We start from the raw sequence: 15,169 nt of genomic DNA, 5'->3' as shown, positions 1-15,169 counted from the left end.
ATCACAAAGCATGCGCGGTCCGGTTGGTCGCGCAGATGGCATTTGGATCGACATGTCGAAGCGAGCGGTTGACGATATCGCCCTTGCAAGGCGTGCAGCGTTAGCGCTCGCCGGCTTGCTGCTGTTGAGTCTGACATATATTTCCATTTCACCCGCATGCGCCGCCGGTGATTTGCCGACCTACCTGCCGAAGATCACGCCTGCGGACTTCTTCCCCGGCGCGGATCGTTTTGGCCCGTCCCAAGGCGATCCGCCTGTCGTACCAGTCTACCGCGGCGACCAGCTGCAGGGGTTTGTCTTCCTCAACTCCGATTTCGCAAATTCTGTCGGCTACTCCGGCAAACCGATTCACTTGCTGGCTGGGATCGACCCGAAGGGTGTCATCACCGGCATCAAACTCGTCGATCACAAGGAGCCGATCGTGCTGGTCGGCATTCCGGAAGCGCGCATCATCGCCGCCGTGAATTCCCTGATCGGGAAGGACATGAAGCCTGTCGCAAGTGGTGCCGAGAAGCCGCCGCAGGTCGACATCGTGAGCGGCGCAACCGTCACCGTGCTGGTGATGGGCGACAGTGTCGTCCGCGCGGCGTCCAAGCTCATTCGAAGCGGTCGCGTTGCCGGCGGCGACGGCGCGGCGGCTTCGGCAGCCCTGCCCCCCGTCATCAAGACGCTCGATCTCGAGCGCAGCGAGGTGCGCGATTGGGAAAGCCTCGTCGGCGACGGTTCGATCCGCCGGCTTCACCTCGGCATCGGTGACATCAACGAAGCCTTTGCAAAGTCCGGCAGCGCGGCGGCCGCCCAGTATCCCGAACCAGGTGAGGCCAGCGACACCTTCATCGACCTCTACGTCGCGCTCGCGAGCGCGCCCACGATCGGCCGCAGCCTGCTCGGCGAAGACGGCTATCGACGGTTGAAGGACAACCTGAAGCCCGGGCAGCAGGCGATCGTCGTCTTAGGAAACGGCCCTTACTCGTTCAAGGGCTCGGCCTATGTCCGCGGCGGCATCTTCGATCGCATCGAGATCCTGCAGGAAGGTAACAGCACCCGCTTCCGCGATCGCAACCATACCCGCCTCGGCGCAGTGGATGCAGTCGGTGCGCCCGAGTTCAGGGAAATCGGCCTGTTCGTCACGCCTCCCGAATTCACCCTGGATCCGACGCAGCCGTGGCAGCTTCAGCTGCTGGTGCAGCGCAGCCTCGGCGGCCGCGACAAGGCGTTTCTGACCTTTGACCTAGGCTACACCCTGCCCGATGCCTACATACGCCGCGAGCAGCGTACGGTGACGGTGCCGGAGACCGCGGCGCCTCCGCCCTCGCAAGCGACCGCCGCGACCGCACTGCCCCCAGAGGCAGACGAGCCGCTGTGGATGCGGATCTGGCGATCGAGCACGGTGTCGATCGCCATTACTGCGTTCATGCTGGCCGGCCTCACCGGAATCTTCTTCTTCCAGAATCTGCTTGTGCGCCGGCCTGTGTTGTACAACTGGGTTCGGCGAGGCTATCTCGCCTTCGTTCTGGTCTGGCTCGGCTGGTACGCGAACGCGCAGCTCTCCGTCGTCAACGTCGTCACCTTCACCAATGCGCTGGTGACCGGCTTCCGCTGGGAATTCTTCCTGGCCGCTCCGCTGATCTTCATCCTGTGGGCCGCGACGGCCGGCGGGCTCCTGTTCTGGGGACGCGGGCCGTTCTGCGGCTGGCTCTGTCCCTTCGGCGCACTGCAGGAGCTGACCAACACGGCTGCGAAATGGTTGAAGGTGCCGCAAATAACAGTGCCGTGGGGACTGCATGAACGGCTATGGCCGATCAAGTACATCATCTTTCTCGGACTGTTCGGGCTATCTCTTTACTCCGTCGACATGGCCGAGCGATTTGCCGAGGTCGAACCCTTCAAGACTGCGATTATCCTGAAGTTCTCACGAAGCTGGCCGTTCGTCGCCTATGCAGTCGCCCTGCTGGTCATCGGCCTCTTCATCGAGCGCTTCTTCTGCCGCTATCTTTGCCCGCTGGGCGCCGCGCTCGCGATCCCCGGGCGCATGCGGACGTTCGAGTGGTTGCGCCGCTGGCAGGAATGCGGCTCGCCCTGTCAGCGCTGTGCCAAGGAATGCCCAGTGCAGTCGATCCATCCCGAGGGTCACATCAACGTCAATGAGTGCATCTACTGCATGCATTGCCAGGAACTCTATTACGACGACCACCGCTGTCCGCACATGATCCAGGTGCGGCTCAAGCGCGAGAAGTTCGCGGCCATGTCCTCGCCCTCGATGCGCTCGGGCGGCAAGGGTCCGGCGACCGTCATCACCGCCGGCGGCAAGCCCGTCGGCGCTTCAGCCGTCACCTCTCCACCACCAAACTGAACCGGAAGCCCAGGAGGCAATCATGAGCGAGAACGAAAAGACCAAAGGCGTCAGCCGACGAGCCGTGCTGGGAACGACGGCGGCCGCCGCGGGCGTAGGCCTGGCCGGCGGAGTGGCGATCAACGGCGGCAGCGGCTTCGTCTCGTCCGCCGACGCTCAGACCAAGACAACGGCACCAAAGGCGCCGGCCGCGCGACCGGCGGTGCAGAAGGCCGAAGTGGCGCCCGGTGAGCTCGACGAATATTACGTGTTCTTCTCGAGCGGCCAGTCCGGCGAGATGCGGGTCGTCGGCCTTCCGTCGATGCGCGAACTGATGCGTGTTCCGGTTTTCAATCGCTGTAGCGCGACCGGCTGGGGGCAAACCAACGAGAGCATCAAGGTCCTGACAGAAGGTATGCAGCCGGCAACGCGCGAATTCCTCAAGAGCCGCGGCGGCACCTACCTGAACGGCGACCTCCACCACCCGCACATCTCCTTTACCGACGGCACCTATGACGGGCGCTATGCCTTCATGAACGACAAGGCCAATAGCCGCGTCGCGCGCGTGCGGCTCGACGTCATGAAGTGCGACAAGATCATCGAACTTCCGAACCAGCACACGGTCCACGGCCTGCGCTTGCAGAAATATCCGCGCACCGGCTACGTGTTCGCCAATGGTGAGGATGGGGTGCCCCTGCCCAACGACGGCAAGATCCTCGACGATCCCAAACAGTATCGTTCCATCTTCAGTGCGATCGACGGCGACACGATGAAGGTCGCCTGGCAGGTGATCGTCAGCGGCAACCTCGACAACGTCGATGCCGACTATCAGGGCAAATATTGCTTCGCGACCTGCTACAACGGCGAAGAAGGCGTCACGCTGGCGGAGATGACCGCCGCCGAGCAGGACTGGGTCGTCATCTTCAACATCAAGCGGATCGAGGAGGCCGTGAAGAAGGGCGACTTCAAGGAAATGAACGGCGTGCCCGTCATCGATGGCCGCAAGGGATCGGCCTACACGCGTTACGTCCCGGTCTCGAACAACCCGCACGGCATGAACACGGCTCCCGACGGCATCCATGTCGTCGCAGCCGGAAAGCTCTCGCCCACCGTGACCGTGATGGATGTGCGCCTGTTCGACCAGCTGTTCGACGACAAGATCAAGCCGCGCGACGTGGTCGTCGCGGAACCCGAGCTTGGCCTCGGGCCGCTACACACTGCCTACGACGGCAAGGGCAATGCCTACACGACCCTGTTCCTCGACAGCCAGGTCTGCAAATGGAACATCGACCTCGCCAAGCGGGCTTTCAAGGGTGAGAAGGTCAATCCCATCCTCCAGAAGCTCGACGTGCACTATCAGCCCGGCCACAACCATACCTCGATGGGCCAGACCAAGGAGGCCGATGGAAAATGGCTCATCTCGCTGAACAAGTTCTCGAAGGATCGCTTCCTGAACGTCGGGCCGCTCAAGCCGGAGAACGATCAGCTGATTGACATCTCAGGCGATCAGATGAAGCTGGTGCATGACGGCCCAAGCTTCGCCGAGCCGCACGACGCGACCATCGTCCATCGTTCCAAGATCAATCCGATCTCGATCTGGGATCGTGCGGATCCCATGTTCGCGGATGCGGTGAAGCAGGCCAAGGCCGACGGCATCAACCTCGAGGCGGATTCGAAGGTCATTCGCGACGGCAACAAGGTGCGGGTCTACATGACGTCGACCGCGCCGGCCTATGGCCTCGAGCAGTTCCAGGTCAGGCAGGGCGACGAGGTCACCGTCTTCATCACCAATATCGACGCGGTCGAAGACCTGACGCACGGCTTCTGCATCGTCAACTACGGCATCAACATGGAGATCGGGCCGATGGCCACCTCGTCGGTGACCTTCACGGCCGATAAGCCAGGCGTCTATTGGTACTACTGCTCCTGGTTCTGCCATGCCATGCATATGGAGATGAAGGGCCGGATGTTCGTCGAACCGAAGTCGGTCTGATCGGAGCTACCTGGTGCGTCTCCTGTCACGCATGTTTCCGGCGGTGCTGGTCGCCGCCGGAATGTCCAGCTTCGCTGAAGCGGAGACCTTGACGGCTGCGCCCGGCCAGCCGCTGCAAGCGGTGCTGGATCGCGCGCGCGCGGGCGACGTCGTCAAGCTTGCCCCGGGGGACTATCACGGCTCGATCCGGATCGATCGTCCCCTGGAGCTGGTTGGGACGGAGGGCGTGGTACTGGACGGCGATGGCTCGGGCAACGTGATCACCGTCAGCGCGCCCGACGTCATCGTCCGTGGCGTAACCATTCGCGGATCCGGCCGCGACCTGCAGGCGATGGATTCCGGGATCTTCCTGAAGAAGACGGCCGAGCGCGCGGAGATCGAGGACAACCGCCTGGTCGGAAACCTGTTTGGCGTCTACGTGCATGGCGCCAAGGGCTCCCGCGTCGTTCGCAACGAGATCGAGGGGCTGCGCGGCGGACGTCTCAGCGAGGCGGGCAACGGGGTCTCGCTGTGGAATGCACCCGACGTCACCATCGCGAACAACACGTTCCGCTACGGCCGCGACGGCATCTTCTCGATCTCCAGCAGCAAGGACCGCTTCATCGACAACCGCTTCGAGCAGGTTCGCTTCGCGGTCCACTACATGTACACCAACGACAGCGAAGTCAGCGGCAACGTCTCGATCGGCAACCATGTCGGTTACGCCATCATGTATTCGAACCGCCTGGTGATCCGCGGCAATTCCTCCGATCGCGATCGCGATTATGGGCTACTTTTCAATTACGCGAACTATGCGCAGATCGAGAACAATCGTGTCACCGGCGGCCCGCTGAATCCGGTCATGCAGAAGACTGAGGATGCGCCCGACGAGGAGCGAGGCATGCTTCCGCAGCCGAAACGGGAGAGCTCTCTCAGGACCGGCCCGGAGAAATGCGTTTTCATCTACAACACCAATCACAACAAGTTCCGCAACAACTGGTTCGAGCGCTGCGCTATCGGCGTGCACTTCACGGCCGGCTCCGAAGGCAACGAAATCACCGGCAATGCCTTCATCAGCAATGCCAACCAGGTGAAATATGTCGGCACCCGGCATCTCGACTGGTCGATCGGCGGGCGCGGCAATTATTGGAGCGACAACCCGTCATTCGACCTGAACGGCGATGGAATCGCGGACACGGCGTACCGGCCGAACGATCTGATCGACCGCGTGCTGTGGACTGCGCCCGCTGCCAAGGTCCTCATCAACAGCCCCGCCGTCCAGGTGATCCGCTGGGCGCAGGCACAGTTTCCGGCGCTGCTGCCGGGTGGCGTCGTCGACAGCCATCCGCTGGTATCGCCGCCGAACACACCGAAGGAAACGCGATGACCGGCACGGTACGCGTCAGCGAGGTCACCAAGACGTACGGCCGGGTCACGGCCGTGCGCGAAGCCTCGTTCACGCTTGGCCAAGGCGAGCTGGTCGCCTTGATCGGTCACAACGGCGCCGGCAAGACCACGCTCATGAAGCTCATGCTCGGGCTGATCCGGCCGACAAGCGGCTCCATCGAGGTGCTCGGAGACAATCCCGCCGCCGGTGAATTCGCGGGCCGACGGCAGCTCGGCTATTTGCCCGAAAACGTCTCCTTCGACCCTGCCCTGACCGGCCGCGAGACGCAGGCCTTCTACGCCAGGCTGAAGCGGGAGCCGGTTGCAAAAGCCCTGGAGCTGCTCGATGCCGTGGGCCTGGGCGCAGCCAGCCGCCGCAGGGTGAACACCTACTCGAAAGGCATGCGCCAGCGGCTCGGCCTTGCGCAGGCGCTGCTAGGGCATCCGCGCGTGCTGTTGCTGGATGAGCCGACCACCGGCCTCGATCCCGAGCTGCGGCAGACCTTCTACGACATCATCGCGCGGCTTGCAGCTGGCGGCGCGACCGTGCTCCTGTCGTCGCATGCGCTCACCGAGCTGGAGGAGCGCGCCGGCCGGGTCATCATCATGAACCGCGGCATCAAGGTTGCGGACGGATCGATCGAGGAGCTGCGTCGCCTCGCCCGGCTGCCCACCAGGATTCGCCTGAGGGTGGCGGGCCTCGCTCCGAGCGAGCTGCCGGGCTGGGCCCCCAAGGACGCGACCTGCCGGCGCTTGAACGGCCACATCGTCGAGATCGACGCTGCGCCGGAGCGGAAGATCGAGCTTCTGCATCGCGCGACGGCCGCCGGAAATTCCGTCGAGGACGTCGACGTGGTCCCGCCGACCCTCGACGAGCTCTACGCTCACTTTCTCCGGCAATCGGAGCAGGCACCATGAACGTCCTGATCATCGCCGCCAAGGAAATCCATCAGGCCATCCGCAATCGCTGGGTGCTCGCGGCGACGCTCCTGCTCGCCGGGCTTGCCCTCTCGCTGACCTTTCTCGGCAGCGCGCCGACCGGGAACGTGGGCGTCCGGGCCCTCGACGTGGTCATCGTCAGCCTGTCGAGCCTAACGATCTTTCTCGTTCCGCTGATTGCGCTTCTGATATCCCATGACGCCGTCGTCGGCGAAATGGAACGAGGGACGATGCTGTTGCTGCTGAGCTATCCAGTCGCGCGATGGCAGGTGCTGCTCGGCAAATTCCTGGGCCACCTCGCCGTACTCGGCTTTGCGACCTGCCTCGGTTACGGCGCGGCCGCCGGAGCGCTGGCGGCGACGGGCAGTGACATCGACAGCGATAGTCTCCTGGCATTTGCCGCGATGGTGGGCTCCTCGGTGCTGCTCGGCGCTGCGTTCGTCGCCATTGGCTATCTGGTCAGCGCGCTGGTGCGCGATCGCGGAACGGCGGCCGGCATCTGCATCGGGCTGTGGCTGCTGCTGGTGCTGATCTACGACATGGCGTTGCTGGGCGTGCTTGCGCTCGACCAGGGACGCAGCATCTCAGCGACCGTGCTCAACGCCCTGCTCCTGTCGAACCCCACCGACGCCTACCGGCTGATCAACCTGACCGGGTTCGCCAATGTCAGCACCTTCGCCGGCATGGCCGGCCTTGCTCAAAACATCTCCCTGACGGTACCGGTCCTTCTCACCGCCCTGCTCTGCTGGACGCTGCTGCCGCTGGGACTGGCCGCGCTCGCCTTCTCGCGGAGGGAGCTATGACAGTCCGAACGCTGCTGCTCGCCCTGCTGCTGCCGCTCGCGCTCGCGGGCTGCAACGACAAGCAGGCTGCCAAGATTCCGCCGCCGCATCGGATGACCGCGGAGGACATCGGTCACTACTGCGGCATGAACGTGCTCGAGCATCCCGGACCCAAGGGTCACATCTTCGCCGCGAGCCTGATCCAGCCCGTCTGGTTCTCGTCGGTGCGCGACACCCTCGCCTTCACCGTGCTGCCGGACGAGCCCAAGGACATCCAGGCGATCTACGTGTCAGACATGGGCAAGGCCCCGAACTGGGACCAGCCTGGCGCCGACAATTGGGTCGAAGCGCGCAAGGCGTTGTTCGTGATCGAGAGCCGGGTCAAGAGCGGCATGGGCGGAGACGAGGCCGTTCCGTTCTCGGATCGCGCGGCCGCCGAGAGATTCGCAAGTGAGAACGGCGGCAGGATCGTCGGATTTAACGAGGTGCCGCGGGACTACGTCCTGGCCTCCGCGAATGCTGGCGACGCCGCGCCGGACGAAGCGACCGAAGGGGCGCCGGGTGACCGAGCGAGGAGGACGCCATGACGTCAATGCTGTCCCGCCGACGATTCATCCGCATCAGCGCCGCTGCCGCGGGGCTCGGCGCGCTGTCCGTCGCACGTCACGTTCGTGCCGAGGTCGCGCCGGTCACCTGGCGCGGCACGATGCTGGGCGCGGTCGCGACGCTGGAGATCCACGACGAAGACCGCCGCCGGGCCGAGCGGCTGATCGCGCTCGCCTGCGCCGAGGCGCGCCGGCTCGAACGGCTGTTCAGCCTCTATCTCGACGCCTCTGCCCTGGTCGCGCTGAACCGGACGGGGGTTCTGATCGATCCCGCCGCCGAGATGGTCGAGCTGTTGTCGGCCTCGCAGCGCTATGCTGCGCTGACGGGCGGTGTGTTCGATGTCACGGTGCAGCCGCTGTGGGAGCTTTATGCCGGTCATTTCGCGCGAGATGATGCCGATCCCGCCGGTCCCTCGCCGGCTGCGATCGAGGCCGCGCTGGCGCGCATCGGCAGCAGCCGGCTGTCGATCAGCCGAGACCGGATCGTGATGCCGAAGGGCATGACCGTGACGCTGAACGGGATCGCGCAAGGCTACATCACGGACAAGTTGGTCGACCTGCTGCGGGCGCATGGCGTCGCGCACAGCCTGGTCGACATGGGCGAAGCCCGCGCGATCGGCTCACGTCCGGACGGAAAGCCCTGGGATATTGGCATCGCCGATCCCGACATCGTCGGCCGGACCAGGACGGTGCTGCCGATCATCGACCGCGCCGTATCCACCTCGGGCGGCTATGGCTGCCGGTTCGATCGCCAGGCGCGCTTCAACCATCTGTTCGATCCGCGGTCGGGCGGCTGCGCGCTGCGCTATCGCAGCGTGACGACCGTGTCCCGCAGCGCGACCGCGGCGGATGCATTGTCCACGGCATTCAGCCTGATGTCGGAAGACGAGATTCGATCGTTGCTGCCGCGTGTTGACATCGATCGCGTGCATCTGATCGACGACGCCGGCACGTCGGTCGAGTTGGTCGCTTAGGCTGCCCACCTCCCGCGCTCCAATTCAACGTAGCGGCAGCAGATCGAGCTGGCTCTGCGCTTTCTTCATGGCCGCCGCGAAAGCGATTCCTGCACGATTTTCGGACGCAATTCGTTGCGAAAGGTTGCGAGGATAACGAAGCAACTGCAGGGCATTCACCAAAATCGGCGTAGAGCCGACTGCGTCGAGCTACTGCGAGCCGAGCACGGCATCCTGATGGCGCGGTATCGATACCAACCATGACTGGTCGAGCGAACCTTGCGTGAGCGTTGATGGCGCCCCGAACCAGGCGCTGCGTAACGGGTCGCTCGCGTATCCGCCAGCGAGAAGATCCGGCCGTCTAACAAATGCGCACGACCGGCAGTGCACGTGATCCTCGCCCTCGCGGCGGAGGCCAATCACTGCCCTGCCCTGAGCGGCTGCCTTTACATGAAAATGGAGAACGGCGCCCCTTCCGACGAATTCGTACGGCGAGTGCTCTGAGGGTAAAAGGGCGGGAAGCGCCCTTCTCCGAGTTGTCGAAGAGTCACTTGCGTGGGATCGAGCGCTCCTGCCCCTTTGGGAACATCATGGCTCGCAGCAAGGATGGTCAAATCCGATGGCGCCTAACCGCCAAATCTCTTGACGAGCTTTGAGCCCTTGGCCGTACTGATCTGCTGGCTGGTCAAGTCGCTTCCCGCGCTCAATCCCTTCACCATGAGGTTCTTGACGCGCTGCGCCGCCTGCTTCTCGTTGGAATAGTCGATCTCGACGTGATCGAGCTCCATGAGATGGCCGAGCTCGTGCGCCCAGGCGCGTCCATTGGCGTGGTCATTGCCATACCACTGGACGAAGCTCGCGGGCTCGGGAGAGCCATTCGGGTATGAACCTCCGCCGGCGTTCAGACTTGCGATCGAATTGACCAGGAAGATGTGGACCGCATTGTCCGCGGCGTGCCGGGAAGCGAGAACGCCCAGCAGGACCTCATCGCTGCTGCGCCTGCTCGGCGCCATGTCGAGCGGCTTGTCCATTATGCAATCGCTGATCACGAAGGCGATCTTCGCCTTCGACCAGATCGTATTGACGACATCGAGCGCCTTCTTCGCTGTGTCGCAGTCCCATTGCGCAGGCTCGAGGACGCCCCTGTTGGCGAATGGGGTGACATAAAGTCTAAGCGGAATGGACATGCGCCGTGCTACCGAGCAGTCTTAGGGCAGGAAGAACGGTATGAAGCCGATTCCGCCGCCGCCGCCTCCTCCGCCTCCGCCCGCGTTAGCCTCGGGCTTCGGCTGCCTTGCAGGCCGTGCCGGAGCTTCTTCGGGATCCCTGTTCCTGCGCTCGAGCTTTGCGGATGGTGTCGGACGGGCCCTGCGCTTCTCGCACTCATCGTCATTGTTCAGGAAGTAGCCCGCGGCGCAGGTGATCTTGACACATCGATCTCCATCGCGTTTCTGGCCGGATCCGCAAATTATCGGGCAAACCCGCGCCGATTTGAGCTTGATCGCGTCGAGCGCCTCAGGGCTCGCAGCCTTGGCATCGAACGTGGTGCCGGCATTCTTGTTGTACAACTCGAGCGAACGCCGTGAGGCCGCATCCCAGTCGCCATCGGCCGGTCCGCTAAAGCAACCGACCCGGCGCAACTCGGCTTGCACCGATTTTGCAAGCTCGGCCTTGGATGGCGGTGCCGGCGCGGACGTCTGTGGAGGCGGCAGCGCGGCCACTTTCGCATCCGAGTTCGGGGGGGCCTCTTGCGGGTCGGACCCAGCCTGAGCGCCAATTCTCGCGACGGCTATTTCAGCTTCCCGGCGACGCTGCTCGGCCTGCGCGGCCAATTGCTGCGCGGTTTCTCTGGCCTTCTCGGCCTCGGCACGAGCGTCCTGCGCTGCTTTCAAGTCCGAGGCGGCTTTGGCCAGTTGTGTCTGCTGGGCCCCCTGGTTGACGAGCCGCGCCTGCTCCTGCTCGGCCTGGCGCGCCTTTTCCGCTGCGGCCGCGCGCCTATCTTCCGCATCGATCTTGGCGAGCTGCAGCTTGGCCAGATTTGCGTAGTAGCCGTCCGGATACTGGGCAAGGAAGTAGTTCAGCGCATCCTTGTTGCCGATCTGCAGCGCGAGCTCGTAATCGTGCCGGATTTCTGCACGCGCCGAGACCGGTGGAGTTGCAGGCAGCGGTGGCGGGGCCGGTTGAGGCGCTGTGGCGACCGCTTCCTTGGCCGGTGCCGGCACGAGCGGCACATCATCGCCACCGAGCGTACCGTACACATAGGGCTCCTGCTTGTTGCCGGTCGCCTTCATGACGTCGTCGCGGACGAAGCCGAACACCCTGCGCAGGTCCATGCCCGGAGTAGCGATATATTTCACCAGTGCGGAGGCATAGGGACTGTTCCTGCTGCCACCGTCGGACGCCGTCGAGCCAGCCTTGGCAGCGAAAGCAACCAGCGTATTCGAGGTCGCCGGCTCGATCCTGGCGAGGCCCCGGCTGACAGCCCGCGAGCCGACCGTCCGCTTCATCTTGTCGGCGAAAGGATTGTTGCGGCAAGCATCGAGGATCACGAGCCGCAGCTGCCGTGCCGGCTCGATCGCCAGCAGCACTCGCTCGAGCGAAAAGGCCTCGTCGTACACATCCGTATCGCGCTCGAGCGTCGCATCCGTGGGGATCAGGTAGTTCGTACCTTCGAGCTCGATTCCGTGGCCCGCGTAGTAGACGACGGCGACATCCGAGTCGCGCGCCACATCGGCAAAATCACGCAGGGCACGCCGCATCTCAGATGCCTGGAGATCCGTGCGGGTCTGGACGACGCTGAATCCCGCTCTCTTCAGCGTCTCCTCAACGATCGCAGCATCATTGGCTGGGTTGGCAAGCGCTGCGGCGTTCTTGTAGGCCGAGTTGCCGATGACGAGCGCGACACGGTTCGCAGCCCATGCCGGCTGACAGACGATCAGCGCAGCGAGAAGAAACAGGGTACGGCGCAATGCCACAGATCGGTGCAAATGCATGGCAGTACTACTTTTTGATCTTCTTCCATCATTTGTGTCGTCACGACGGAAGCGGTTCAATGCGATCTCATGATCCGGCTGTGGAACCCTCAGGGGATGGCATGACCGCGCTGGCTGGCTGGTCCAATTGACCTCACCGCAAGCCTGCCGTCTAATGAGGCAGGTTTCGAACAGGCGAGATCACTCCCGTGACTGGCGCGAAGCTCGATCAGGCGGGAACAGCGCGGAAGGAGATTGCCGGGCGCGGGGGTAATGCCTTGTTGGATTGGAGCGCCAGGGCAGTTGTCGTGATCATCTATGGCGGGTCTGCTCTGATGGGCGCCGCCAGCGTCCCTCACCTGCTTCCGCCGGACAATCTCCGCGACGGGCTTGCGCTTGCGGCCAGAATTGCAAACATCCTGTTCCTCGGCCTCGTCGCGCTGACAACCATCACCCGGCTGGTGCCGATCATGAAATCGCAGGGCATCGAGACGCGGGTCTCAGCCTTGCTGGGTACTTTTTTGAGCATCGTCCTGGCATTTCTTCCGAAGGCAGAGCTCGGGCTCGTCTGGTCGGCTGTGTCCTCGACGTTGGTCTTGGTGGGTACCTCGCTCTGCATCGTGGTGCTCCGCTGGCTCGGCAGATCCTTCAGCATTCAAGCGGAGGCCAGGCGTCTTGTGACGGAAGGGCCCTATCGGATCGTCCGGCATCCTCTCTATCTCTGCGAGGGGATTGCCCTGGTCGGCGTGACACTCCAGGTCCTTTCACCGCTTGCCGTCCTCGTCGCCATCGTGATTGTGATGATCCAATGCCGGCGGATGATCAACGAAGAGCGGATCCTGAGGCGGGCATTTCCCGAATATGCCGCCTACCGCACGACAACTCCTTTCCTGATCCCCACGTGCCGGACGATAGGCCGGGGCCAGGCACCGGCCAAGGCGATCGATCCGCACGTCTGACACCAGCTTCACATCCGCTCGATCTGTAACCGGCGGAGTTCGATCCGAACCGACTTTCGGCCTTCTTCAGCGCTTCAGGCAAACGATCCAGCCGATCAGTAAAAGTAGACATATCAACAATTTACCTCAAGGAACCGGAGTGCGAAGAGCGCCGGCGGGACCGCTCGCCGGCCCCAACAATCGTCCGAGGCCCTTGAACGCGTTCACTGGAATACGCGACCAACATCAGGAATGGATCGGGCTCGAGACTGTTCCCTGCACGAGCCAGGCGGTCGCCAGGAGCTATGAGTTTAGTCAGCATTCTGCGCGGCCATGCCAACTTCGTTGACGCTACCATTCTTCGGCTGATGTTGGACGTCGCGCCATGAGCAATTACACGCAGATCAAGTTGTACGCTCTTCTACTCGCTGTCTCGCTGTTCCTGACTGCTCAGCCGGCTTTCGCGACAAAGCGCGTGGCCCTGGTGCTTGGCAATGCCACATATCAAAACGCTCCCTTGCTTCCCAATCCGGCCAACGACGCCGGCGCCATCGCTGCGACGTTGAGAGCCGCGGGGTTTGACGTGGTCGACTCGAGGCTCAACCTCGCAGCGACGGACATGAAGCGAGCCCTGAGGGATTTTGCAGATCAGGCGCGCGACGCCGACATCGCACTCGTCTACTACGCAGGCCACGGCATCGAGATCGATGGCACGAACTATCTGATCCCAACCGACGCCAGGCTTGAACGTGATACGGACATCTACGACGAGGCGTTCTCGCTCGACCGTGTCTTGTTGGCGATCGAGCCTGCAAGGCAGCTACGGGTCGTGATCGTCGACGCGTGCCGCAACAATCCTTTTGCCGACACGATGAAGCGAACGGTCGCCTCGCGATCGATCAGCCGCGGGCTCGCCAGGGTCGAGCCAACGGTCTCCAATACGTTGATCGCCTTCGCCGCGAAGGCCGGGTTGACGGCGCTCGACGGCAACAGCCAGAACAGCCCGTACGCGGCCGCACTGGTCAAGTATATCGCAAAGCCGGGCCTCGACCTGCGCAGGGCCTTTGGGTTCGTCCGCGACGACGTCTTGCAAGCCACGGGCAATCGGCAGGAGCCTTACGTCTACGGTTCGTTGGGCGGCGAGGACGTTGCGCTCGTGCCTGCTCCAAAGGCCGTGGAGCCCGCGCCCGCGGCGGCCAACCCCCAGTCGGAGGTTCGCCGTGACTACGAACTGGCGCTGCAGCTCAACAATAAAGCCGCTCTGGGCGTATTCCTGAGCCAGCATCCAGACGGATATTATGCAAGCCTCGCCAAGCTTCAGCTCAACCAGATCGAAGCGGAGGAGGCTCGGGTTGCGGCGACCGAAAAGGCGCGCCAAGCCCAACAGCAGCAAGCCCGGCTTGCCTCCGAAGGCGCCCTGCGCGCAGAGCAGGAAAAGGCAGCCGCTGATCTGAAGGCTGCGGAGGACGCCCGTATTGCGGCCGAAAGAACAAAACTAGCGGCGCAACAGCAAGCGGCCGATGCCGAGCGGAATCGGACCACATCCGAGGGATCGCTCAGCGCCGCGCTCACTCGGAACAAGGCCGCCGTCGAGAATTCCACCACGGTGAGTCCGCCTCCAGCCGCTGTGGCCGCTCAGAGTGACACAGACACGAAGGTCGCCGCTCTGAGCGCCGGGCCGCAGCAGGCCGATCCGGCCAGGGCCGATATCCCTCAGGCCGATCTCGCCAGGCTGGTACAGGGCGAATTGAGCCGCGTCGGATGCTTCACCAGTACCGTCAATGGCGAATGGAATGCCGCTTCGCAGCGCTCGCTCTCGCTCTTCAACCGCCACGCGGGAACCAAGTTCGACGCGAAGCTTGCGAGTCTCGATGCACTTGACGCAATCAAGCTCAAATCGTCGCGGGTCTGTCCGCTGGTCTGTGAACGCGGCTACAGGGCTAATGGCGACCAGTGCAGCAAGATCACCTGCGCCGAGGGCTCGTTCCTCAATGACGACAACGAATGCGAGAAGCGGCGCGGCAAGAAGCCTGTTGCAAACCGCAATACGGGCGAGCGCGCGGATCGCCCGGCCCGCGAGAGGTTCGCGCCGGCTGCGGAGGCCCCCGCGCCACGGCGACAGGCGACTGCCAAGGGAGGCAGTGGCAGCATCTATTGTGATCAGCATCTTTGCCGTCAGGTCAATCGTGGCTGCCGCCTCGAATACCGCGGCGGTGGAGGTCCCGGCGGCAACACTGGAAATGTCGAGGTCTGCAACTAGCGCCAAGCAAAAAAGAGGTGTCCGAAGGAG

The 15,169-nt window shown here is 63.5% G+C and carries 11 protein-coding genes; 9 read left to right on the top strand and 2 right to left on the bottom strand.

All coding sequences use genetic code 11. From position 1 onward, the window contains the following. Positions 1-52 precede the first annotated feature (52 nt). The 7 genes from EHH60_RS19070 to EHH60_RS19040 are packed head-to-tail and all read left to right on the top strand — an operon-like array spanning position 53 to position 8,990. Complete coding sequence (locus EHH60_RS19070; protein WP_124160980.1) at positions 53-2,353, top strand: NosR/NirI family protein; 2,301 nt, start codon at positions 53-55, stop codon at positions 2,351-2,353. Positions 2,354-2,375: 22 nt separating this feature from the next. Next, positions 2,376-4,325, top strand: a complete 1,950-nt coding sequence (gene nosZ / locus EHH60_RS19065; protein ID WP_124160979.1) for a TAT-dependent nitrous-oxide reductase — start codon at positions 2,376-2,378, stop codon at positions 4,323-4,325. Between the two features lie 13 nt (positions 4,326-4,338). Next, the gene (locus EHH60_RS19060; protein ID WP_124160978.1) at positions 4,339-5,691 is read left to right on the top strand and encodes a nitrous oxide reductase family maturation protein NosD; all 1,353 of its coding nucleotides are present in this window, start codon (positions 4,339-4,341) and stop codon (positions 5,689-5,691) included. Then, on the top strand, positions 5,688-6,608 hold the full coding sequence (locus EHH60_RS19055; RefSeq protein WP_124160977.1) for an ABC transporter ATP-binding protein: 921 nt from the start codon (positions 5,688-5,690) through the stop codon (positions 6,606-6,608). Before EHH60_RS19060 ends, EHH60_RS19055 begins: the two co-directional genes overlap by 4 nt. After that, complete coding sequence (locus tag EHH60_RS19050; RefSeq protein ID WP_124160976.1) at positions 6,605-7,432, top strand: ABC transporter permease subunit; 828 nt, start codon at positions 6,605-6,607, stop codon at positions 7,430-7,432. The genes EHH60_RS19055 and EHH60_RS19050 overlap by 4 nt, the downstream gene beginning before the upstream one ends. Next, positions 7,429-7,998: a nitrous oxide reductase accessory protein NosL gene (locus tag EHH60_RS19045; protein WP_124160975.1), complete on the top strand. Its 570-nt coding sequence runs from the start codon at positions 7,429-7,431 to the stop codon at positions 7,996-7,998. Before EHH60_RS19050 ends, EHH60_RS19045 begins: the two co-directional genes overlap by 4 nt. After that, positions 7,995-8,990, top strand: coding sequence for an FAD:protein FMN transferase (locus EHH60_RS19040; protein WP_124160974.1), 996 nt, complete (start codon positions 7,995-7,997; stop codon positions 8,988-8,990). The genes EHH60_RS19045 and EHH60_RS19040 overlap by 4 nt, the downstream gene beginning before the upstream one ends. A gap of 605 nt (positions 8,991-9,595) precedes the next feature. Here EHH60_RS19040 and EHH60_RS19035 read toward each other — a convergent pair. Next, complete coding sequence (locus tag EHH60_RS19035; protein ID WP_124160973.1) at positions 9,596-10,156, bottom strand: hypothetical protein; 561 nt, start codon at positions 10,154-10,156, stop codon at positions 9,596-9,598. Between the two features lie 21 nt (positions 10,157-10,177). Next, positions 10,178-11,962 carry a caspase family protein gene (locus EHH60_RS19030; protein ID WP_124160972.1) on the bottom strand — a complete coding sequence of 595 codons (1,785 nt, stop codon included), beginning with the start codon at positions 11,960-11,962 and terminating at the stop codon, positions 10,178-10,180. Positions 11,963-12,150: 188 nt separating this feature from the next. Here EHH60_RS19030 and EHH60_RS19025 point away from each other — a divergent pair, with 188 nt between their 5' ends. Both EHH60_RS19025 and EHH60_RS19020 read left to right on the top strand, forming a co-directional pair. Next, the gene (locus tag EHH60_RS19025) at positions 12,151-12,900 is read left to right on the top strand and encodes a methyltransferase family protein (RefSeq protein WP_245454526.1); all 750 of its coding nucleotides are present in this window, start codon (positions 12,151-12,153) and stop codon (positions 12,898-12,900) included. A gap of 364 nt (positions 12,901-13,264) precedes the next feature. After that, positions 13,265-15,139 carry a caspase family protein gene (locus EHH60_RS19020; protein ID WP_124160971.1) on the top strand — a complete coding sequence of 625 codons (1,875 nt, stop codon included), beginning with the start codon at positions 13,265-13,267 and terminating at the stop codon, positions 15,137-15,139. Positions 15,140-15,169 lie beyond the last annotated feature (30 nt).

This window comes from Bradyrhizobium sp. RP6 (assembly GCF_003837805.1).
In the GTDB taxonomy this organism is placed as follows: Bacteria; Pseudomonadota; Alphaproteobacteria; order Rhizobiales; family Xanthobacteraceae; genus Bradyrhizobium.
The sequence above is the reverse complement of the archived record's forward strand: the minus strand, read 5'-3'. Positions and strand labels throughout refer to the sequence as shown.